The organism is Actinoplanes sp. KI2 (assembly GCF_025630775.1).
Classification (GTDB): Bacteria; Actinomycetota; Actinomycetes; order Mycobacteriales; family Micromonosporaceae; genus Actinoplanes.
Window position 1 is genome coordinate 1 of sequence record NZ_JAOSZE010000005.1, and the last position, 20,567, is coordinate 20,567.

The 20,567-nt window shown below is 71.3% G+C and carries 22 protein-coding genes; 10 read left to right on the forward strand and 12 right to left on the reverse strand.

The window, feature by feature from the left end; translation table 11 throughout:
- Positions 1 to 46 precede the first annotated feature (46 nt).
- The 5 genes from ODJ79_RS06405 to murD all read right to left on the reverse strand — a co-directional run bounded on the left by ODJ79_RS06405 (position 47) and on the right by murD (position 6,004).
- Positions 47 to 880 (reverse strand): carbohydrate ABC transporter permease, encoded by an 834-nt coding sequence (locus ODJ79_RS06405; RefSeq protein ID WP_263022597.1) that lies wholly within the window; start codon positions 878 to 880, stop codon positions 47 to 49.
- Between the two features lie 62 nt (positions 881 to 942).
- Positions 943 to 1,920, reverse strand: a complete 978-nt coding sequence (locus ODJ79_RS06410; protein ID WP_263022377.1) for a carbohydrate ABC transporter permease — start codon at positions 1,918 to 1,920, stop codon at positions 943 to 945.
- A 61-nt stretch (positions 1,921 to 1,981) separates the two neighbouring features.
- Positions 1,982 to 3,292, reverse strand: a complete 1,311-nt coding sequence (locus tag ODJ79_RS06415; RefSeq protein WP_263022378.1) for an extracellular solute-binding protein — start codon at positions 3,290 to 3,292, stop codon at positions 1,982 to 1,984.
- A gap of 46 nt (positions 3,293 to 3,338) precedes the next feature.
- Complete coding sequence (locus tag ODJ79_RS06420) at positions 3,339 to 4,295, reverse strand: MurR/RpiR family transcriptional regulator (RefSeq protein WP_263022379.1); 957 nt, start codon at positions 4,293 to 4,295, stop codon at positions 3,339 to 3,341.
- Between the two features lie 359 nt (positions 4,296 to 4,654).
- Positions 4,655 to 6,004: a UDP-N-acetylmuramoyl-L-alanine--D-glutamate ligase gene (gene murD / locus ODJ79_RS06425; protein ID WP_263022380.1), complete on the reverse strand. Its 1,350-nt coding sequence runs from the start codon at positions 6,002 to 6,004 to the stop codon at positions 4,655 to 4,657.
- A 94-nt stretch (positions 6,005 to 6,098) separates the two neighbouring features.
- Between murD and ODJ79_RS06430 the strand changes: the two genes are divergently transcribed.
- Both ODJ79_RS06430 and ODJ79_RS06435 read left to right on the forward strand, forming a co-directional pair.
- On the forward strand, positions 6,099 to 7,388 hold the full coding sequence (locus tag ODJ79_RS06430) for a hypothetical protein (RefSeq protein WP_263022598.1): 1,290 nt from the start codon (positions 6,099 to 6,101) through the stop codon (positions 7,386 to 7,388).
- The gene (locus ODJ79_RS06435; protein ID WP_263022381.1) at positions 7,385 to 7,753 is read left to right on the forward strand and encodes a signal peptidase I; all 369 of its coding nucleotides are present in this window, start codon (positions 7,385 to 7,387) and stop codon (positions 7,751 to 7,753) included. The genes ODJ79_RS06430 and ODJ79_RS06435 overlap by 4 nt, the downstream gene beginning before the upstream one ends.
- A 10-nt stretch (positions 7,754 to 7,763) precedes the next feature.
- Here ODJ79_RS06435 and ODJ79_RS06440 read toward each other — a convergent pair whose 3' ends face one another.
- Positions 7,764 to 8,933, reverse strand: coding sequence for a globin (locus tag ODJ79_RS06440; RefSeq protein WP_263022382.1), 1,170 nt, complete (start codon positions 8,931 to 8,933; stop codon positions 7,764 to 7,766).
- Between the two features lie 118 nt (positions 8,934 to 9,051).
- Here ODJ79_RS06440 and ODJ79_RS06445 point away from each other — a divergent pair, with 118 nt between their 5' ends.
- Positions 9,052 to 9,198 (forward strand): hypothetical protein, encoded by a 147-nt coding sequence (locus tag ODJ79_RS06445; protein WP_263022383.1) that lies wholly within the window; start codon positions 9,052 to 9,054, stop codon positions 9,196 to 9,198.
- 469 nt (positions 9,199 to 9,667) lie between these two features.
- On the opposite strand, the gene ODJ79_RS06450 is transcribed toward ODJ79_RS06445, so the two are convergent.
- Positions 9,668 to 10,720 carry an LLM class flavin-dependent oxidoreductase gene (locus ODJ79_RS06450; RefSeq protein ID WP_263022384.1) on the reverse strand — a complete coding sequence of 351 codons (1,053 nt, stop codon included), beginning with the start codon at positions 10,718 to 10,720 and terminating at the stop codon, positions 9,668 to 9,670.
- Between the two features lie 28 nt (positions 10,721 to 10,748).
- Entirely contained in the window at positions 10,749 to 11,741 is a 993-nt protein-coding gene (locus ODJ79_RS06455; protein WP_263022385.1) for an alpha/beta hydrolase, read from the reverse strand.
- Positions 11,742 to 11,840: 99 nt separating this feature from the next.
- Between ODJ79_RS06455 and ODJ79_RS06460 the strand changes: the two genes are divergently transcribed.
- The 5 genes from ODJ79_RS06460 to ODJ79_RS06480 all read left to right on the forward strand — a co-directional run bounded on the left by ODJ79_RS06460 (position 11,841) and on the right by ODJ79_RS06480 (position 14,859).
- The gene (locus tag ODJ79_RS06460) at positions 11,841 to 12,623 is read left to right on the forward strand and encodes a maleylpyruvate isomerase family mycothiol-dependent enzyme (protein WP_263022386.1); all 783 of its coding nucleotides are present in this window, start codon (positions 11,841 to 11,843) and stop codon (positions 12,621 to 12,623) included.
- Between the two features lie 84 nt (positions 12,624 to 12,707).
- A complete protein-coding gene (locus ODJ79_RS06465; RefSeq protein WP_263022387.1) occupies positions 12,708 to 12,917 on the forward strand; it encodes a DUF3072 domain-containing protein in 210 nt (69 codons plus the stop codon).
- 160 nt (positions 12,918 to 13,077) lie between these two features.
- Positions 13,078 to 13,269, forward strand: coding sequence for a hypothetical protein (locus ODJ79_RS06470; RefSeq protein ID WP_263022388.1), 192 nt, complete (start codon positions 13,078 to 13,080; stop codon positions 13,267 to 13,269).
- A 55-nt stretch (positions 13,270 to 13,324) separates the two neighbouring features.
- Positions 13,325 to 14,119 carry a TrmH family RNA methyltransferase gene (locus ODJ79_RS06475; protein WP_263022389.1) on the forward strand — a complete coding sequence of 265 codons (795 nt, stop codon included), beginning with the start codon at positions 13,325 to 13,327 and terminating at the stop codon, positions 14,117 to 14,119.
- A gap of 122 nt (positions 14,120 to 14,241) precedes the next feature.
- Positions 14,242 to 14,859 (forward strand): hypothetical protein, encoded by a 618-nt coding sequence (locus ODJ79_RS06480; protein ID WP_263022390.1) that lies wholly within the window; start codon positions 14,242 to 14,244, stop codon positions 14,857 to 14,859.
- Between the two features lie 96 nt (positions 14,860 to 14,955).
- On the opposite strand, the gene ODJ79_RS06485 is transcribed toward ODJ79_RS06480, so the two are convergent.
- Positions 14,956 to 15,909, reverse strand: coding sequence for an EamA family transporter (locus ODJ79_RS06485; protein WP_263022391.1), 954 nt, complete (start codon positions 15,907 to 15,909; stop codon positions 14,956 to 14,958).
- Between the two features lie 78 nt (positions 15,910 to 15,987).
- On the opposite strand from ODJ79_RS06485, the gene ODJ79_RS06490 reads away from it, so the two are divergent.
- Positions 15,988 to 16,884, forward strand: a complete 897-nt coding sequence (locus ODJ79_RS06490) for a LysR family transcriptional regulator (RefSeq protein ID WP_263022392.1) — start codon at positions 15,988 to 15,990, stop codon at positions 16,882 to 16,884.
- A 19-nt stretch (positions 16,885 to 16,903) separates the two neighbouring features.
- Here the strand turns inward: ODJ79_RS06490 and ODJ79_RS06495 are convergent, their stop codons facing one another.
- On the reverse strand, positions 16,904 to 17,491 hold the full coding sequence (locus ODJ79_RS06495; RefSeq protein ID WP_263022393.1) for a dihydrofolate reductase family protein: 588 nt from the start codon (positions 17,489 to 17,491) through the stop codon (positions 16,904 to 16,906).
- A gap of 135 nt (positions 17,492 to 17,626) precedes the next feature.
- Positions 17,627 to 18,304, reverse strand: a complete 678-nt coding sequence (locus ODJ79_RS06500) for a hypothetical protein (RefSeq protein ID WP_263022394.1) — start codon at positions 18,302 to 18,304, stop codon at positions 17,627 to 17,629.
- A 290-nt stretch (positions 18,305 to 18,594) separates the two neighbouring features.
- Here ODJ79_RS06500 and ODJ79_RS06505 point away from each other — a divergent pair, with 290 nt between their 5' ends.
- Positions 18,595 to 19,389: a hypothetical protein gene (locus tag ODJ79_RS06505; RefSeq protein WP_263022395.1), complete on the forward strand. Its 795-nt coding sequence runs from the start codon at positions 18,595 to 18,597 to the stop codon at positions 19,387 to 19,389.
- Between the two features lie 52 nt (positions 19,390 to 19,441).
- Here ODJ79_RS06505 and ODJ79_RS06510 read toward each other — a convergent pair whose 3' ends face one another.
- Complete coding sequence (locus tag ODJ79_RS06510) at positions 19,442 to 20,563, reverse strand: SPFH domain-containing protein (protein ID WP_263022396.1); 1,122 nt, start codon at positions 20,561 to 20,563, stop codon at positions 19,442 to 19,444.
- Positions 20,564 to 20,567 lie beyond the last annotated feature (4 nt).

Here is a 20,567-nt window from a genome sequence, read left to right on the forward strand (position 1 = left end):
TCACAGCATCTCCTCAGTGCTTGTGCTCATCTGTGGGGGAAAACGATCAGCCCTTCACAGCACCGGCGGTGAGACCGGTGGCGATATTGCGTTGGATGATCAAGAAGAAGACCACCACCGGGATGGAGGTGATGATCGCACCGGCCATGAGGGGCCCCCAGGCGGTACCGCGGGTTGTCTGGTTCTGCAGCAGCCAGGCCATCAGGTTCTGCTTGCCCGGGCTGTTGAGCGTGTTGATGATGATGAATTCATTCCACGCCGCGATGAATCCGAACACACTGGTCGCGACCAGGCCGGGGCCGGTCAGCGGCAGGATGATCCGCCAGAACACCTGGCCGCGCGTGCAGCCGTCGATCAGGGCCGCCTCGTCGAGCTCGCGAGGGATGCCGTAGATGAAGCCACGCAGCGTCCACACCGTATAGGGCAAGATCAGGACCAAGTAGGTGATACTCACACCGATCAGACTGTCGGTCAAGGACACGCTCTGCAGCATCAGGAAGAGCGGGATGAGCAGCGCGATGAGCGGCACGAGCTGCACTCCGAGGATCACCAGCAGGATCCCCTTGCGGCCGCGGAAGTTGAACCGGGCGATCGCCAGCGCCGCCAGGAAACCGACCACCAGCGCGCCGGCCACCGCCAGCAGGGTGATGACGATGCCGTTGAGCATGTCCTGCATGAACAGCGGCGCCTTGACGGCCGACACGAAGTTGTCGAAGGTCGGGTTCTTCGGCCAGAACGTCGGCGTCAGCGCCAGCACCTCGTCGGCCGGCTTGAAGGCGGTGTTGAGCACCCAGTAGACCGGGAACAGCATCAGCAGCGAGAAGATCACGCCGACGGTGTTGGCCGCGATCGTGCCGGCCCGGCTGCGGCCGACCGTCATCACGCCGTCGTCGGTCCGGCGGCGCCGGCGGGGGGCGGGCGCGCCCGGAGTCGTGGCGACCATCAGTCCACCTCCCCGATCTTGAACATCTGCCGGATGTAGAACGCCATCACGCCGAGCATCAGCAGCACGGTGATCACCGAGATGGCCGAGCCGAGGCTGTACCGGGACTGCCCGAACGCCTGCGTGTACGAGTAGGTGGCGAGCGTCTGGTACTGCGGCTCGGGGTGACCGTCGCGCAGCGCCCAGTTCTGCGTGAACATCCCGAAGTCCCAGATCACCGAGAGTGTCGTCACGATCGTCAGCAGCGGCTTGAGGATCGGCAGCGTGATGTTGCGCAGCGTCTGCCAGGACGACGCCCCGTCCACCGTGGCCGCCTCGATGAGCTCCTTCGGCACCTGGGTGAGCCCGGCGTTCAGCGTGATCGCGAGGAACGGGATACCGGCCCAGACCACCAGCGTGGTGATCACCGACCAGCCCTGCCACGGGTTCACGAACCAGCTGTGGTTCTGGTAGTCCACGCCGGGCAGCTTGTCGATCAGGTAGTTCATGACGCCGAAGTCGGAGTCGGTGATCCAGCGGAAGGCCTGGGACGCGACCAGCTGCGGCATCGCCCAGACGAACATCATCGCGACGATCATCAGCAGGCGTACGCCGCGGGCCACCCGGCGCATCAGCAGCGCGATCGCCAGTCCGGCCACGACCGAGATGATCACCGTGACGACGGTGAAGGCGACCGTGCGGCCCACCACGGACCAGAAGACCGGGTCACTGAGGACCTTGGTGTAGTTGTCGAGGCCGACCCAGGGGGGCGTACGGCCGCTGAGCAGTTCGCGCAGCCGCATGTTCTGGAAGGACAGCACGACCATCCGCACCAGCGGATAGCCGAGCAGACCGGCGAGCAACAGCAGGGTGGGTAGCGAGAGAAGCCAGGGCAGACCCGACCCCTGACGGCGGCGACGCGTCCGGGCGCGACCGGAAGCACGGTGCGGTGCGGACCCGCCCGTCCGGCGGGTCGTCGGGGATTCGACGACGGACATCAACGTTCCTTTGCCGTTTCGCTGCCGCCCGCCCCGTGGGCGGGCGGCAGCATCGGAGGGATCAGTTCTCGTTGAGCGTGGTGTTCATCTGGTCGTCGGCCCACTTGGCGCCGTCGGCCACCGACTTCTTGCCGGTCAGGATCTCGGTGAGCATGGTCTGCAGGATGGAAGCCTTCTCGACGTCCGCCCACTTCTCCGCGTTCGGGGTGAACCAGCTGCTCTTCGCGGCGAGCGCGGCCGGCGCGATGGCCGGGTTGTCCGTGGCGGCCTTGTCCAGCAGCGCCGTCGAGTTCGGCAGCGCGCTCGCCTTCACGAGGCCCGCCATCGAGGTGCTGTCGGTGAAGTACTTGATCCACTGCGCAGCCAGCTGCTTGTTCTGGCTCTTCGCGGCGATGCCCAGGTTCGAGCCGCCGAGGAAGGACGGGACATCGGGCATCGGCGCGGCGGCCAGCTTGCCCTTGACCTTGGTGTCGACCATCGGGGAGTTCGGGTCGTTCGGGTCCTTCTTGATCTGCTCGGCCGCGCCCTGCTCCCAGGCGTTGCCGTAGAACATGCCCGCCTCGCCCTGGGCGAAGATGCCGGCCTGGTCGTTCTCGTTCTTGGTCGGGTCGGCCTTCGAGTACTTCTTGACCATGTCGACCCACTTCTGCAGGCCCGTGATCGAGGCCGGCTGCGAGAGCTGGCCGACCCACTTGTCGCCGTCCTGCTTGGCGATGTCGCCGCCGGACGCCTTGACCCAGGACATCGCCGCGTACCAGTACTGGCCCGGCATGTAGACCGCGCCGAACTTCGGGTCCGACTTCTGCGCGGCCTGCAGCTTGTCGGCGTCGGCCAGGAACTCGTCGTACGTCTTCGGGGCCGCCGCGATGCCGGCCTTCTTGTAGAGGTCGGTGCGGTAGATCAGCACCCGGGCGCCCGCGTAGTAGGGCACGCAGTAGGTCTGGCCCTCGAAGTCACACGCGCCCTTGAGGCCCTGCAGCCAGGTGCCCGAGTTCTCGTAGTCGCCCGGGTTGATCGCCGCGAACGCCTGCGAGAACACGTACTTGGGGAACTCGGTGTTGCCGAGCTCGATCACGTCCGGCACGTCCGAGCCGGCCAGCGTGGCGTCGAGCTTGGTGAGGTGGTTGGCCCACTGCTGGTACTCGACGTTGACCTGGGCGCCGGTGGCGTCGGTGAACCGCTTGGACGCGTCGTCCACCACGCCCTTCCAACCGCTCTGGGCGTCGACCATGAGCCAGACCTTGAGGGTCTTGCCCTTGCCGTCGACCGGACCGGAAGCGGACGTGGTCGGGGAGTCGTTCTTGGAGCCGCAGGCGGCGGCGCCGAGCAGCGTTGCGGCGAGGGCCGCGACTGCCACGATCTTGCGCTTCACGCTTCCTCCTGGAGAGCGAAAATATCTATCTGATGGGGGATTGGAATCAGTCGTGCCTGGTTCCGTCCTTGGCCGCCTTGTGGCCATGGACGGCTTGAGCGGTGCGTTGGAAAGCCGCGTGCGAACGTTCGTGGGTTCGCTGCGCGACCGCGACGTAGAGCAGATCCAGGACGACCAGCTGCGGATGCCGCGCGCTGAGCGCATCCGGCCGGAACGTCGTCGCCTGGGTCGCCGTGAGCAGAACGATGTCGGCCAGCTCGGCGAGCGGTGAGCGGGGAAAGCTGGTCAGGGCGATGGTGGTGGCTCCCCGGCTGCTCGCCTCGGCGAGGAGCTCGATCGTCTCGCCGGTCTCGCCCGAGTGCGAGATGCCGAGCGCGACGTCGCCGGGCCGGGACAGCGCGGCGCTGGCCAGGCCGTTGTGCACGTCCGTCCAGGCCCACACCGGCACGCCGATGCGGTGCAGGCTGAACTGCATCTCCTCGCCGACCAGCGCGCTCCCGCTGGCGCCGAAGATGTTGACCCGGGGCGCCACCGCGATCGCCACCGCGGCCCGCTCCACCTCGGCGAGGTCGAGCAGCGCGGCGGTGTCGTGCATCGCCCGGGTGTCGGCCGCCATGATCTGGCCGAGGACCCGCTCGAGCGGATCGTTCGGCTGGATCTCGCGACCGATGTCTACCGTCCAGCCGGCCGAGCGCGCCCGTCCCGTCTCGGCCGCGATCCCGAGCCGCAGGTCGGCGTAACCGTCGAAGCCGAGCGCGCGGCAGAACCGGGTGACGGTGGCCGGTGAGGTGCCGCTGCGCTCGGCGAGCTCGACGATGGTGGCGCGGGAAGCCGCCGCCGGGTCGGTGAGCACCTGCTCGGCCACCCGCCGCAGCGCGCCGGTGAACTCCGGCAGCAGCGAGCGGACCCGCAGGAGAACGCCGTCCGACGGCAGGCCCTGATCGGCGACCAGGGAGTCGACGACCGCGGTCGGTGCGGCGCCGTCCATCTCTGGCTCGCTCATGGGCCACCCTTTCAGGAAGGACTGTTTACTGTTGCGGTAAAAGTTCTTACTAACCGGTCCCTCGTGTCAAGGCCGCGGGCGAAGTTTTCAAACCGTTACCTGACCTGGGCCGATGAACGCGCGTTACAACGCCACCGCTTGACGGTCATCAATCCGGAAATGTTCTTTACGACGTGACCGCGGTCACATGTGCCGGTTCATACCGATTTGCACTCGTACCATCGGAGCACAGATGATCATCATTCGGCCACGCGGCATGGGCCGTTCGGTTGATCTCTCGAACGGTTGGTAACAACGAGGAAACCCCGGCAACGCCGTGAAAATCTCAACCACCCACGCGGTGGTGCGGGGGCCTGCCGTCAGGCGGACTCGCGGATCGCCGCCGCGAAGGCCTCGGAGCGGTGCTCGAAGTTGCGGTAACGGCCATAGCTGGGTGCCGCCGGGGAGAGCAGGACGACCCCGCCGGACGGGGTCATCTTGCGGGCCAGGCGCACGGCGGCCGGCAGGTCCTCGGCGACGTCCGTGGTCACGCCGGACAACCCGGCCAGCTCCGCGATGATGCGCGGTCCCGAGTCGGGAATGCCGATCACCGTGAGTTCGCGGCCCGTGAGGAACTCGCGTAGCGGAGCGTAGTCAAGCCCTCGATCGGTGCCGCCGACGAGAACCGTGAGCGGCCGGCCCGCGTACGCCTCGATCGCGTGCATCGCGGAGTACGGGCTCGTCGAGAGCGTGTCGTCGACGAAGGTCAGCCCGGACGGGTCCTCGATCTCGGCAAGCCGGTGCGGGAGGCCCTCGAACGTCTCGACGGCCGCCTCCAGCTCGTCCTTCATTCCCGCGATGTCCACGCCGAGGCCGTCCAGCACGGCCAGCGCCACGCACAGGTTGCGGCCGTTGTGCGCGCCCTTCAGATGCAACGCCTCGCGGTGGAACAGCGGCTCGTCCGAGCAGTACACCCACTCGTCCGCGACCCGGAAGCGGGAGTCGTCGGCCCCGGCGGGGATCGGCGGGAACCCGTTCAGGTCGCAGATCCCCCGGATCTCGTCGCGCAGGCGCAGGTCGGCGCCGTTCACCACGATCATCTCGGGGCCGTGCCGGAGCAGGTTCAGCTTGTCGCGGTAGTACTCCTTCTCGCCGCCGTGCGCGTCCAGGTGCTCGGGGAACAGCGAGGTCACCACGGCGACCCGCGGCGAGTCGGTCAGGTCGGCGCACTGGTAGCTGGACAGCTCCAGCACGTACTGGGCGGCCGGCGGCAGATCGAGCAGCGGCACGCCGATGTTGCCGCCGAAGACGTTGGGCCGGCCGACGGCGGCCAGCAGGTGGCTGATCAGGCTCGAGGTGGTGCTCTTGCCCTTGCTGCCGGTGACGCCGATGGTTCGCGCTGCGTTATCGGCCATCCAGAGGGCGCTACCGCCGGTGATCGTGACGCCGCGCTCGCGCAGCTCCTTCATCCACGGGTGGGTCTGCGGCACGCCGGGCGAGCGCACCACCACGTCGGCGGTCACCAGGGCCGGGAAGGCGTGGTCGCCGCCGGCCAGCGGAGCGAGCGCCGCGAGCTCCCCTTCCCAGGGCACGGACAGGAAGTTGGCGCTGTCGTCGACCGCGATCAGTCGCGACGGCTCGTGCGACGCGATCGCCAGGACCGCGGCCCGGCCCTCGCGGCCGGTCCCCCACACCGCCACCGACCGGCCGTTCAGGTCTGCCAGACGCACGTCGCATCCTCCTCGTCGAGTAGGCCCGGTGTCGGGGCCTATTAGTATTGCCGGTCGGCAACAAGACAGGAGATTCCGGGTGCAGTTCGACGTCATGCGCTTTCCCTCGTACGCGTTCGACCCGCAGACCGGCGTCGCCACCTTCGACTACCTTCTCGACGGCCCGGACCCGCTGTCGTTCACCGAGACGGTCATCTTCCCGGTGGCCGACCGGCCGGTGCCGGACGCCTTCCACCGGGTGCTTGACCTGCTGCACGTGGTCGCCGGGGTCAGCTACTACAAGGTCGGGGCGCCGGCCCGGGTGGTGGCTCCCACCGCCGTCCCGGAAGCGGCCGCCACCTTCTTCACCGCGGTCTACACGCACGGGATGGCCGAGTTCGCCTATCGCAACCGGCTCCCCCATGTCCTAGATCTGACCGTCGAGGTGCCCGGGGAGACCGAGCCGGCCGCGCCGGTGGACAACTCGCACGGCCGCCCGCTGTCCGCGGTCGGCGGCGGCAAGGATTCGATCGTCACCCTCGAGATCCTGCGCGACGCGGGGCTCGACCCGGTCCCGTTCTCGGTCAACCCCAACCCGGTGATCAAGGCGGTGAACGCCGCCTCCGGCCTGGGCGCGCTGGCCGCCCAGCGCCGGCTCGACCCGAGCCTGTTCGAGCTCAACAGGTCGGGCGTCGCGCTCAACGGGCACATCCCGGTCACCGCGATCAACTCGCTGATCGCGATCGCCACCGCCGTCTGGCACGGCCTCGGCCCGGTGGTGATGTCCAACGAGCGCTCGGCGAGCGACCCCAACCTCGTCTGGAACGGTCACGAGATCAACCACCAGTGGTCGAAAGGGCTGGCCGCCGAGGGCCTGCTCCGGGCGGCGGTCAGCGCGCACAGCGGGCTGACCGAGCCGTACTTCTCGCTGTTGCGGTCGTTGTCGGAACTGCACATCGCGCAGCTGTTCGCCCGGCACGACGCCTACGACGACGTCGTGACCAGCTGCAACAAGGCGTTCAAGCTGCACGACCCGACGGCCCGGTGGTGCGGCGACTGCCCGAAATGCCGGTTCGTCTACCTGGCGATGGCGCCGGCCATGGACCGCGCCCGGCTCAACCACATCTTCGGCCACGACCTGTTCGCCGACCCGGCGCAGGTGCCCGGCTTCCTCGAACTGCTCGGGATCGACGCCCACAAGCCGTTCGAGTGCGTCGGGGAGGTGGAGGAGTCGCTGGTGGCGCTCTCGATGCTGACCGACGAGGCGCCGGTGCTGGTCGCGCTGCGGGCCGCGGTGCCGCCGTCGGCGTGGGCGGCGGCGTCCCGCGAGGCGGTGCTGACACCGGGCGGCCGGACGTACCTGCCCGAGGCGTACGCGAAGATCTTGGATGCTGCGCTGGCATGAGCGGCGAGATCTACGTCGGCAGCGCCGATCTGGACGCTCCGAAGGAGCGGGGTTGGCTGGTCGGCTACTTCCAGCCGGACGACGACCCGCGGCACAGCCCCGAGGTCGAGGTCAAGTGGGGCCGGCACCCGGCCGGTGACCGGCGCGCCGAGTGGGTGCACGGCGAGGAGCGCACCGCCATCCTGTTCCTGATCAGCGGCCGGTTCACGCTGGAGTTCCCGGACCGCCGGGTCACCCTGGCCAAGCCGGGCGACTACGTGCTCTGGGGCAAGGGCGTCGACCACTCCTGGCACGCGGAAGAGGCGTCGATCGTCCTGACCGTCCGGTGGCCGTCCGTCCCGGGGTACGCCACCCCGCTCCCGTAACCCCGGTCGCTCATTCCGGGGCGTCGTGGTGGATGCGCTCCGGGCGCACGCCGAGCTGATGCAGGGCCGCGCTGGTGGCGGCCAGCATCAGCGGCGGGCCGGCCAGGTAGACCTCGTGCTGCGACCACTCCCCGTAGGCGGCGACCGCATCGGTGACCAGGCCGGACGCGTACGGCCCGGGATCGCCTTCGGACACCACGGGCACCACCGTGGCCCGTTTCGCGAGCCGGGCGATCTCCGCGATCTCGTCGATGTCGTACAGCTCGGCCAGATTCCGTACGCCCCAGAACAGTACGGCCGACCGGCCGTCGCCGGTGTCGGCCAGCTCGGTCAGGAGCGCCTTCAGCGGCGCCACCCCGGTGTCGCCGGCGATCATCAGCAGGTCCCGGCCGGGCCGCTCCGGCAGCACCATCTGCCCCTCGGCCCGCCCGATCCGCACCTCGTCGCCAACCACCGTGTGATGCACCAGCGTGCCGCTCACCCCGGTCTCGGTCTTGGCCCGCACGTGCAGCTCCACCAGATCGTCCCGCCGCGGCGCGCCCGCCAGCGAGTACGGCCGCCAGATCCCCGGCAGCCGGCCGACCTCGATCCGTGCGTACTGCCCCGGGCGGAACGGCATCGGCAGGTACGGCCGCAACCGGATCACCGTCAGATCGGGGCGCCGCAGCTCGTGTGAGACCACCACGGCGGTCCAGCTGACCGGTTCGTCCTGGTCGGTGACCTGCAGCCACTCGTACACGTGCTGCCAGGTCGTCCGCCAGGCCAGCTCGAAATCCTGCCGCCAATCCCCCGCGGGCGACCCCGCGCGCAGCGCCTCGGCCAGCGCCGCACCGACGAGCTGCAGCCCCCGCGGCGGCACATCACACGCCGCGAGCGCCGCGCCGAGCCGAGCGCTGCCGCTCACCAGCAGCGGCGGCTGGTCCAGGTGATCGACCAGCCAGATCAGCCCCTCGGCCAGCTTCTTCGTCTGCGTCCCGGCGTCGCCCGGCAGCGCCGCGACGACCTCCGGACGTGCCGTCAGCAGGGCCGCTCGCAGCCGTTCGGCCACCGCGACGGCACCGCCGGCGAAGTCCAGGCTCTCCCGCATCAGGTTCTGGGTCCGCCGCAGCAGAGCGTCGTCCGCCGGGTCCATCCCGTCGACCGCGGGCGCCCGTCCGGGCGCGACCGGCGGAAGCGCCACCTCCGGGCGCGGCTGTCGCGCTGGGTTTCCCGGCATTTGCGGTACGCCCGGAGCCTGCGCCGCAGGACTCTGGCCCCCGGACGCCCACCGCGGCCGCCCGAACGTCGCCCCGGCGGGGGTGGCCGGAGCCCTCTCCGCGGCCGCCGGGGTCCTCTCCGCGGCCGCCGGGGCCCTCTCCGCGGCCGCCGGAGCCCTCTCCGCGGCCGCCGGGGCCCTCTCCTGGGCCGGCATCACCGGGGCCGCCGGGGTTCTCTCCGCGGCCTGACCCACCGGGGCCGCCGGGAGCCTCGCCGCAGCCGGCGCCCGCCCCGCGGAGCCGTCTGCGCGGGGTTCAGGCGATTTTTCGCCCACTGATCCTGTTTCGGGAATGCCCGTCTCGCCGCCAGGAGACACGTCACCATCGGGAGCAGCGACGTCACCGTCGTAGTCGGCGCCGGGCGCGGCCACGTCGCTGCCGGGAGCCGCGTCACCGCCGAGCTCGGCCGCGGCCACGTCGCTGCCGGGAGCCGCGCCACCATCGAGCTCGGCCGCGTCATCTTCCCCGGGCGCACCGTCCGGTGTCCGAGGAGCCGCCCATCCGGGCCGGACCGGGCCGGACTCCCGGTCGGGGCGCGTCTGATCGGCGGGCTCACGCGGGCCGCGGGCCAGGTCTTTGGGATCGGTCAGGGCCGCGGCCACGTCGGCGCCGCCGGCGGCCACCGCGTCGGGCGCGGCCTGCCGCAGCCGGAGGGCCCTCAGCAGCGCCAACAGGTGCTGATCCGCCCCCGAACCCGAGCTCGATCCGGAAGACAACAGCCACACCCCCGCTCAGCGGTCACGCGAACAGTACAACCGTACTGCCGACCCGAACCCTCCGTCCTCCTACCCACCACGAGCGTTACGACACGCAAGACCCAGTGGGCGAGGGCGGCCATCGCGGCACGGGTCTGCGCATCCGGGTCGGTGCCGATCGGGCGCAGCACCACGGTGTCCGCGCCGGCCTGGTGGAGGGCCTCGACCTGGGCCGGGATCGCCGACGCCGGGCCGACCATGCCGTACACCGCCGACGGCTCGACCCCGAGCCACGCCGCCTGGCCGGCCATCACCTCGCGCACCGCCTCGGAGGCCCGGTCCCGGTCGTCGTCGACGTGCAGGAAGGCGAAGACGATCAGCTCGTGCGCGGGCCGGTCCCCCGCGCTCCGGCCCCGATCGATGTGCGCGAGCGCGTCGACCACCTCGGCCGGGCCGGCGCCCTCGGCCAGGATCGTGCCGTCGGCGACGCGCCCGGACAGCTCCAGCGATCTGGGCCGCACCACGCCGGTGACGATCGGCGGCAGCACCGCGGGCGGGTGCACGAGCCGCACTCCGTCGACCGTGACCGCGCGGCCGTGCAGTTCGACCTCGTCGCCGGCGAGCAGGCCGCGCACCGCGACGATCGTCTCCTCGAGCATCGCCAGCTTTCGGGCCGGCTCCGCACCGACCTTGCGCATCCATTCCGGTACGCCGTGGCCGACGCCCGCCGCCAGCCGTCCCGGATGCACCCGGGCGAGGTTGCCGACCTCCATCGCGAGCAGGGCCGCGTTCCGCAGCGCGACCGGCGCGATGCCCACTCCGACCCGCAGCGTCCGGGTGGCGGCGAGCGCGAGGGCGGCGCTGCTGATCGAGCCGGTCCAGCCGAGGTCCTCGACCACCCAGAGGTCGTCGGCACCGAGCTCTTCGAGCAGGGCGGCGAACCCGGTCAACTCCTCCGGCGACCGCCCCCGATCGAACATGAACCCGATCCGAGGCCCGGTGCGATCTTCGGTCACGGCCTCACCCTAGTGGCACCGGAGCCGGTCAGTCGGTGGCGAGGAGGCGCTGCAGCCAGTCGTGCCGCGCCGCGACGGCGGCCTTGCTGATCCGCGCCTCGGGGACCTCCCGGTCGAAGGCGTGGATTCCGCCGGGCCACACGTGCAGCTCGGCCCGCCCGCCGGCCTGCCAGATCCGGCCGGCGTAGGCGAGGACCTCGTCGCGCAGGCACTCGGCGGAGCCGACGTCGAGGAACGCGGGCGGCAGGCCGGTCAGGTCGGTGGCCCGGGCGGGCGCGGCGTACTGCGGCACCTCGGTCTCGCCGCGGAGGTCGCCGAGGAGTGAGCTCCAGCCGAACCCGTTGTAGCTGCGGTCCCAGAACTCGATGGCGTCCATCTGCATCGCCGAGGCGCTGTCGTTGCGATCGTCGAGCATGGGTGACATCAGCAGCTGGCCGAGCAGGCGGGGACCGCCCTTGTCGCGCACGGTCAGGGCGAGCGCGGCGCCCAGGCCGCCGCCGGCGCTGTAGCCCGTGACGACGATGCGCTCCGGGTCGATGCCGAGGGCGTTCGCGTGGCCGGCGACCCACCGCAGGCCGGCGTAGGCGTCGTCGATCTGCGCGGGGTAGGGATGCTCGGGCGCGAGCCGGTATCCGACCGAGACCAGCGTGGCCCCGAACCGCTCGGCCGTTTCGAGCAGTTGGTCGAGCCCGAGGCGGTGGTCGTTGCAGAAGAAGCCGCCGCCGTGGATGAAGTAGAGCGCCGGCCGCGCCGCGGGCGCCCCGGCGGGCGTGCAGACGAGCAGCGGGACCTCGGGGGCGCCGTCCAGGCCGGGCACCGAGGGCTCGGCGACGATGAAGCGCCCGCCGTGGCTGAGGTCGGTGAGCGCCGCCACCTCGGCGTCGACCTCGGCGCGGATCCGCGGCAGCAGCGCGGGGCTCATCGGCGCCAACTCCGGCTCCTCGGCCAGGTAGGCGTCGTAGGCGAGCTGAAGTTCGGCGTCGAGCGGAACGGGAGCGGACGTCCCCGGGTCAACAGTCACGGGCGCAAGCTAGTCGCCCGGATCCGGTCGCGCCAATCGGCTTTCCGCACCTCGCCGAAATCGCTGTCCGGTCGCGGAGCCGGATGATAAAAAGCCGCAGTGCAAAAGATTCTGGAGTTCCCCGAGCTGTTGCGACTGATCGACGAGCGGTCGAGCGCCTTCCGCGCCGCGGTCGCCGCCGCGCCCAGCCTGGACGTCCCGGTGCCGTCCTGCCCCGAGTGGACGCTGTTCGATCTGGCGCAGCACATCGGCGACGGGCGCCGCTCGTGGGCCGCCACCGTCATCGCCGGGCCGGACGCCACCGCCAAGTCCGCATCGCCGGGCCCCGCGGCGCCCCACGAGCGCGAGGCCCTGCTCGCCTGGCTGGCCGTATCCGTGCAGGAGCTGCTGGCGGCGTTGCGCGAGGCCGGCCCGGATCGCGGTTGCTGGACGTGGTGGGAGACCTCGCAGTCGCCGCAGACCTGCGGAGCCGTCGCCCGGCACCAGCTCCAGGAGATCGCGGTGCACACCTACGACGCCCATCTGGCCCTGGGCACGCCCCAGCCGCTGCCCGACGAGGTGGCGCTGGACGGTGTCGAGGAGTTCCTGTCCACCTGCTGCGCGACGACGAGCGCGTGGCCGCACAAGCCCGCCGCCGTCGACTACCACGCCACCGAGGGCCGCTCCTGGCGCCTGTGGCTGTCCCCCGACGGCCTACGGACCGCCCGGCTCCCCGCAGCCACGGACGGCGACGACGCGGCCACCGGCGCCGACGCCTCGGTCCGGGGCACCGCCGGCGACCTGGTCCTGCTCTTCTACGGCCGCATGCCGCCGGAGTCCCTGGAGCTGGCGGGTGACCGAAATGTCTTCGACCAGCTCATCGCCTGGGACCCCGACGCGTAGGAGGCAACGACCCGCATGACCGTGGCGACCCTTGGGTAATGGGACAGACGTTCGACGAGGGACCCGAGGGCTGAGGAGGACGTGATGGCTGACCGGGACGATGTCACGGCGGGAAACGCCGTCAAGGACCCGGCGGACTGGACGACCGGCGACGAGCCGGCCACCGCCGCGCAGGAGTCGTACCTGCACACGCTGGCCACCGAGGCCGGCGAGCCGGCGCCCGAGGGCCTCACCAAGGCCGACGCCTCGCGCCGGATCGACGAGTTGCAGGAGCGGACCGGCCGCGGCCGGTAGGACGAGACCTGACGCGCGTGCCGCCCGGGCGGCACGCGCGTCACCCGCCACGCCGCGGCGTACGTTTAAATGCTTTTGGGGTTTTGATGCCGTGGTGTGGTCGGCGCGCTGTTGTCCTGATGCGGGTCTTGTTGTCGTGGGGCACATATAGGCTGCCCCTATGTCCGACACGGAGCAGCAGGAGCAGGACGAGCAGCCGGAAGAGTTTCTCAACCGGGCCGCTCGCCGGGCCGCCAAACACAAGAAGCATGCGCATGGCCTGGCCACCACCGGCCAGGCGGCCGACCAGGGGCACGGGCGCGGCGCGGCGCCGGCCCGCAAGTCGTTCACCAGTCGCCGCTCCGGCGGCTGACCGGAAGTGACCTGCCGCCTGCCATTGTGCCGAGGAGTCTCGGCACAATGGCGGGATGGTTCTGCTTCAGGTGGAGAGCGCGGACGATCCGCGGATCGGGGATTATCGCGCGCTGACCGACCTGGAGCTGCGCACCCGATGGGAGCCACCGAACGGCCTGTTCATCGCCGAGGGTGAGCTGGTCATCCGGCGTGCGCTGCGCGCGGGCTACCGACTGCGCTCGGTGCTGGTCGACGAGAAGCGGGCCGACCAGTTCGCCGACCTGCCCGACGAGGCGGTGGTCTACGCCGCCAGCCCCGAGGTGCTCGAGTCGATCACCGGCTTTCACGTGCATCGCGGGGTGCTGGCCTCGTTCCACCGGCGTGACCTGCCGTCGCTGGAGGAGTTGCTCGCGGGCGCCCGGCGGCTCGCGGTGCTCGAGGGGCTGAACACGCACACCAACCTCGGGGCGCTGTTCCGCAGCGCGGCCGCGCTCGGCATCGACGCGGTGGTGCTGTCGCCCAACTGCGCAGACCCGCTCTACCGACGCGCCGTCCGGGTGAGCATGGGCGAGGTGTTCGCGATCCCGTACGTGAAGGTCGAGGACTGGCCCGGTGCGCTCAAGACGGTCTCGGGGGCCGGTTTCCGGCTGCTCGCGCTGACCCCGGCCGACGACGCCGTGCCGCTGCAGGAGCTGAGCGAGGCCGACCGGGCGCGGCCGGCGCTGATGCTGGGGGCGGAGGGGCCGGGGCTGACCCGGGCGGCGCTGGCGGCAAGCGATGTCCGGGTCGTGATTCCGATGCAGAGCGGTGTCGATTCGCTCAATGTGGCGACGGCCGGGGCGATCGCATTCTGGGAACTCTGTCGTTAAGTTTCCGATCTTTCCACGGTCGAAATTCAGGGCTTTTCCGTGGGCCCGGTGATCGATACCCTGTCTCCGGAAAAAAGAACTGTGACCCGGGATGTGGGTAAATGCAGGAAAAATCCGGCATTGTGCGTGCTCTTCCGTGGCTTCCGACCATCCTGGGTGTCGCCGCTCTCGCGGTTTTCACGATCGTCACCATCGTGCGGCTCACTCCCGATCATGCACAGACGCTGCCCCCGCCCGAGCCGCCGTTCGCCCTGCCGGGAACGACCTCGGGACCGCAGGCGCCGGTCAGCCTGATCCCGTCCACCGACCCGACCATGCCGGCGACACCGACCACCGATCCCACCAGCCCCGATCCGAAGCCCACCTCCCGGGCCATGCCGGCCGTGATCACCCCGTCCCGGGCCACCACCACCGAGCCCGCCCGACCGATCCTGGTCAGCGGCCATTACCACGTGCTCAATTCCTATGCCGACAACTTCATCGGCGAGGTGTTGCTCTCCAATCGCACCGGCGCCGAACAGCATTGGACCGTCACCCTCACGTACCCCGGGAATCTCCGCACGTCGTGGCTGGAGTCGCTGCCGCAACCCACGCTGGTCCAGCGCGGACACACCTTCACCTGGACGTCGTCGGTGCCGCTCGCGGCCGGCTCCAGCGGTCGGTTGCGGTTCCAGTTCGACAAGGTGAACGGATCCGAGACCCCCGGCGACTGCACCGTCAACTGGTCCGCCTGCACCTGAGAAAGGCGGGTGGCCGGCCCGAGCGGGGGCCGGCCACGGTCCCGTTACCCGACACCGCCGCCTTGAAACCGTCGGACGCGTCGGCGTACGTCCGGGTCATCGGCGGATCTGGTGCTGCGGGAGTTGTGCGGCGAGGAGATCACCCAACGTGGACTCCCCCCGCTCGTCTGGCGCGCCTCCGCCTGACGTACCGGCCGCCGCCGGCCGCGGGGTCAGCTGGCCGGCCAGCAGCGCCGACAGGGCCAGGGCGAATCCGGCCAGCTGCGTCGCACTGAGGGTCTGACCGAGGACCAGCGCCCCGGCCGTCGCCGCCACCAGCGGGGACAGCAGGCCGAGCAGGGCGGTCGCGGTGACCGGCAACTTCCAAAGACCGGAAAACCAGATGGTGTACGCCAGGAGCCCGCCGACCAGGCCCAGCCAGAGGTACCCGCCGACCGCCGCGGCGTCGACCCGGCCCGGCACGCCCTCGGTCACCGCGACCGGCGCCAGCAGCACCAGGCCGCCGGCCGTCAGCTGCCATCCGGCGTACGCCATCGGTTTGATGCCCTCGGGCCGGCCCCAGCGCTTGGTCAGCGTGACGCCCAGCCCCATCGCCGCCGCGCCGGCCAGCCCGGCCGCGATCCCGGCCGCGTCCAGCGCCGCGGCCGGGCCAAGCACGACCAGCCCCACCCCGGCCACCCCGGCCAGGCCCCAGAGCAGCCGCCAGGCCGAGAGCCGCTCGCCGAGGACCGCGACCGCCAGGAACGCCACAATGATCGGCTGGGTCGCGCCGAGCGTGGCGGCGACCCCACCGGGCAGCCGCTCGGCCGCGAGGAACAGCAGCGGGAAGAACGCGCCGATGTTGAGGGCGCCCAGCACGAGCGCGCGCCCCCACCAGATGCCCCGCGGGAGCTGCCGGGTGATCGCCAGCGCGACCAGCCCGGCCGGCAGCGCCCGCATCAGCCCGGCGAACATCGGGTGCCCGGCCGGCAGCAGCTGCGTGGTGACGAGGTAGGTGGTGCCCCACACGGCCGGCGCCAGAGCGGTGGTTGCGGTTGTCTTCGCGTTCATACCCTCAGCGTCGGTCCGCGACATCAATGAGTCCAACACATACTTTTCAACGCAGCGATCGTGATTCACGATAGATCCGTGGAGCTGCAGCAGATGCGTTACGTGCTGGCCGTCGCGAGCACCGGAAACTTCACCCGCGCCGCCAAGCAGTGCCTGGTGGTGCAGTCGGCGCTGAGCCATCAGATCGCCGCGCTGGAGCGCGAGCTCGGCGTCCGGCTGTTCGCCCGCACCAGCCGGCGGGTGGCGCTCACGCCGGCGGGCGAGGCCTTCCTGCCCGCCGCGCGCGCCTGCCTCGAGGCCGCCGACCGGGCCGCCGCCGATGCCGCGGCCACCACCGGTGAGATCCGCGGCCGGCTGGCGATCGGCATGATCCCGACGGTGACCGGCATCGACCTGCCGGCCGCGCTGCGCGAGTTCCACCTGCGCCACCCGCAGGTGCGGATCGTCCTGCGCGGGGCGGGCAGCGACGAGATGGTCGAGAGCATCCGCGCCGGCGACCTGGACGTGGCGGTGCTGGGCCTACCCGAGTCGGCGCGGCCGCAGGGTGTGCGCTACCGCGCCCTCCACCACGACCGGCACGTGGCCGTGCTGGCGCGCACGCATCGGCTGGCCGCCCGCCGGCGGCTGGATCTCGCCGCGCTGGCCGGCGAGCCGTTCGCCGACTTCCCCGCCGACACGGCCGGCCGGGCACAGAGCGACCTGGCGTTCGCCGCCGCCGGCCTCACCCGCGAGGTCGCCTTCGAGGCCATGGCGACCGACCTCATCCTCGGCCTGATCCGCCAGGGCTTGGCGGTGGCGCTGCTGCCGTCCCGCTTCGTCACCGGCGCCCCCGGCGTGGTCACGGTCCCGCTGACCGACGGCCCCGCCCGCGTGGAGTACCTGGCCTGGAGCGACTTCAACCCCACCCCCGCGGCAACCGCCTTCCTGGAAACGGCCGCCGCCGGTTCGACACACCGACCCGTCGGCGACGGCTGACCCTCCGGCAGGCGGTGGGTCAATCGACCCGGTAGGTCAGGTGGGTGGCGTGGCCGGAGGGGCGCACGTGGATCTGCCGCAGCGTCCGCGGCGCCGCACCGTCGAACAGCGGGATGCCTCCGCCCAGCAGCACGGGCGACAGGTGCAGGCGCAGTTCGTCGACCAGTCCGGCCTCGATCGCGGTACGGACCGTCTCGCCCCCGCCCATGATGACCACGTCGCGGCCCTCGGCCATCGCCACGCCCTTGGCCACCGCGCTCGCGATCCCGTCCACCACGAACGTCATCCGGTCGGCGAGGCGCACCGTCTCCGGCGGGTTCCGGGTCACCACCAGCACCGGAGGCTCGGCGGCAAGGTCCGCGCCGTACCCCATCTCGGCACTCCACCCGTCCGGCGCATCGACCACGTCGAACAGCCGCCGCCCCATGATGACCACCCCGGTGGCCGCGACCGACTCCTCCAGCACGACCCGGTCGATCCCGTCCGGCTGCAACGCCCAGATGTGCAACCCTTCACCGCCGCGGCCCAGACCCTGCTCGGGCCCGGGCTCCGGCCCGGTGACAAACCCATCCAGCGACACCGAGATGTCGGCGACGACCTTGGTCATGACCGCTCCTCCCGCGGCCCCGCCTCGCGAAGCCCGCCCTCGGAGCATGCCACTCACGCCGGGCCACCGCTCACCACCGGATGCGCCAACCTGCCATGAGCGCCGTCCCGCACCCGCCGCCTGCGTGCGGCTCGGTCAGGCGCGTGGGATCAGTCGCGAGCCGGTCCAGGCCAGCCCCGTTCCCGCCGCCAGCAACAACAAAGCCCCCACCGTTGGCAGGGGCTGTCGTGTGTAGGACCCGGCTGCGATGGCCACCGCCGCGAGCATCAGGAGGACGCCGTCGGCCGGGTTGACCAGTTTGCAGCGGAACACCGCCCAACCCAGCAGCAGCCAGCCCGCCGCGGTGGTGGCGGCGGCGACCAGGACCGCCACCCTGAGCTGGTCCAGGCTCAGCGGGGCGCCCTCGGCCAGAGCGTCCGGGGGCAGCGCCGCCAGCGGCAGGCTGAGCACCGTGCCGGCCAGGCCGATCAGCAGGCCGACGATGGCGATCCGGCGGGTTCGGGCGCCGGCCAGCAGCGCCGTCAACGCCAGCATGGCGATCGTCGCCAGCCAGTCTGCGGTCAGGCTCACGACCAGCGGGCCGGGGAGCGCGTCGATGCCCAGGGTCAGCCACCCGTCGAGCACGGCGGCGGCGGGGAGGGCCCACAGCGCCAGCCTCGCGTAGCGCCGGACCGACCAGACCCAGACGGCCTCGCGTACGGGCAGCAAATGCTCTTGATCTGCCGCGCCATCGGCCGGGCGGGCGGCTCCGACCCAGGCCGGAGCGACCCGCAACGGTCGACCGCTCGCCGTGTGGTGATGGCTGGTGCTCATGGCTCCGCCTCGCGTGGGCTTCAACCGAGCGGCCTCGGGGGCAACCGTTGGCTCCTGCGCCGAGCATCCCAAATGTCCGGCAGATCCGCAGGAGTTTGCCGGAAAAGCCGGACGGGCGGATCCGGCCCGACCGATTTCAAACTTTTTCGGCACGCCGCTGAGCTGCCCAAACGCACGAGAACGGCACCCGAAATGGCGCCTTCGCGACGGCGCGTGTTGAACCCGCACGCGGGCGAGGTCCGTACAGGGGGCCGACCGACCACATCGACGTCCACGAACGAGGAGTGATGATGAGATCGCGTGCGTACCGAAGGAACCAGAACCCCAACCGGCGTAAGACCATCGGTGCCGTCGTCATCGGCGGTGTCCTGGTCGCAGCCGGTCTGGCCGGTGTTCAGCTCGCATCCGCCAGCACCACCCCGAAGGCCGCCGACGTGATCACGGTGGAGGGCAAGCAGTTCGACGTCTCGCAGTGCAAGGCCCTCGAGATCGCCGGGCAGGACGTGCTCTGCGATGGCAAGAAGCTCGACCCGCTGCAGCAGCAGGGCGCCGACGACGCGGCCCTCGCCTCGGCTCAGGCCTTGGAGACGGCGTGCGACACGTTCGCGGCCGACGCGAAGGCGGCCGAGGGCGCCGCGCAGCAGGGTGACGCGCAGCAACCGGGTGGCGCGCAGGGCGCGGCGGCGAAGGCCGCTCAGAAGAAGCTCGCCGCCAAGTGGGCGAAGGCGCTGAAGGCCAAGGCCGCGAAGGCGAAGGCGAAGGCCAAGGCCAAGGCGAAGGGTCCGGCCGCCGCCCCGAGCGCCTCCGCCGGTGACCAGGCCGGTGACCAGGGCGCGGGCGCCGCGGACCAGGGCGCGGGCGCCGCGGATCAGAACGCCGCCGCTGCCGCCGCGGTGACCTCCGCGCAGAAGTCCCTGCTCCAGGCCTGCCTCGCGCTGGCCGACGCCAAGACCGCCGCGGGCATCGCCGGCGCGGGCGCGGGCGGCGACCAGGGCGCCGGCGCTTCCGCCCCGCCGAGCGAGGAGCCGAGCGCCGAGCCCAGCGCGGACCCGAGCGCCGGAGCCGGCAGCAGCTCCACGGACTGACGGAACGACGAACGGCCGGCCCGTCATCGGGCCGGCCGTTCGTCGCAGAAAATCAGGCGGGGTCGCGCTGCACCTGGGTGCCGTTGTAGTCGGCGCCACCGAGCGCCGCCGACGGCGGGATCGGGTCCGGCGCCGGGAGCGCCGCGGTCCGGTCCGGATCGCCGGAAACCTGCGCCTCGGCCACCCGGACCTGCTCGTCCACCTGGGCCGCGGCATCCGCGGCGGCCTGCGCCGCGGCCGCCGCCTCGCGCTCCACCTCGGCCGCGTTGACGCTCGACGCGGGCACGTCGCCGGCCATGTTGGCCAGTCCGCCGAGCGCGCCGCCGAGACCCTCGAGGGCCTTGGTCAGCTCGGTCGGCACGATCCACACCTTGTTCGCCGAGCCGTTCGCGATCTGCGGCAGGGCCTGCAGGTACTGGTACGCCAGCACCTTCTGCGACGGGTTCGCCGTGTGGATCGCGTCGAAGACCGTCCGGATCGCCTTCGCCTGGCCCTCGGCCTGCAGAATGCGGGACTGCCGGTCACCGTCGGCCCGCAGCACCGCGGCCTGCTTCTCGCCCTCGGCCGTGAGGATCTGCGCCTGCTTGTGGCCCTCGGCGTTGAGGATCGTCGCGCGACGCTCCCGCTCGGCGCGCATCTGCTTCTCCATCGAGTCGCGGATGCTCGGCGGCGGCTCGATCGCCTTGATCTCGACCCGGGTCACCTTGATGCCCCACCGGCCGGTGGTCTCGTCGAGCACGGTGGACAGGTGGCGGTTGATCTCCTCGCGGCTGGTCAGTGCCCGCTCCAGGTCGAGGGAGCCGATCACGTTACGCAGCGTCGTGACCGTCAGCTGCTCGATGGCCTGCAGGAAGTTGGAGATCTCGTAGGTGGCCCGGACCGGGTCCACGACTTTGAAGTACAGGACCGTGTCGATCGACACGACCAGGTTGTCCGAGGTGATCACGGGCTGCGGCGGGAACGAGACCACCTGCTCGCGCATGTCCACCTTGCTGCGTACCGCGTCGACGAACGGGACCAGCACGTTCAGCCCGGGGGTCAGGGTGCGCTTGTACTTTCCCAGGCGCTCCACCACATCCATCCGCTGCTGCGGGACGATGCGGATGGACCGGAGCAGCGTGACGATGGCAAAAACCACGATCACGATGACTAGGACACCGATCACTGCTTCCATGGCG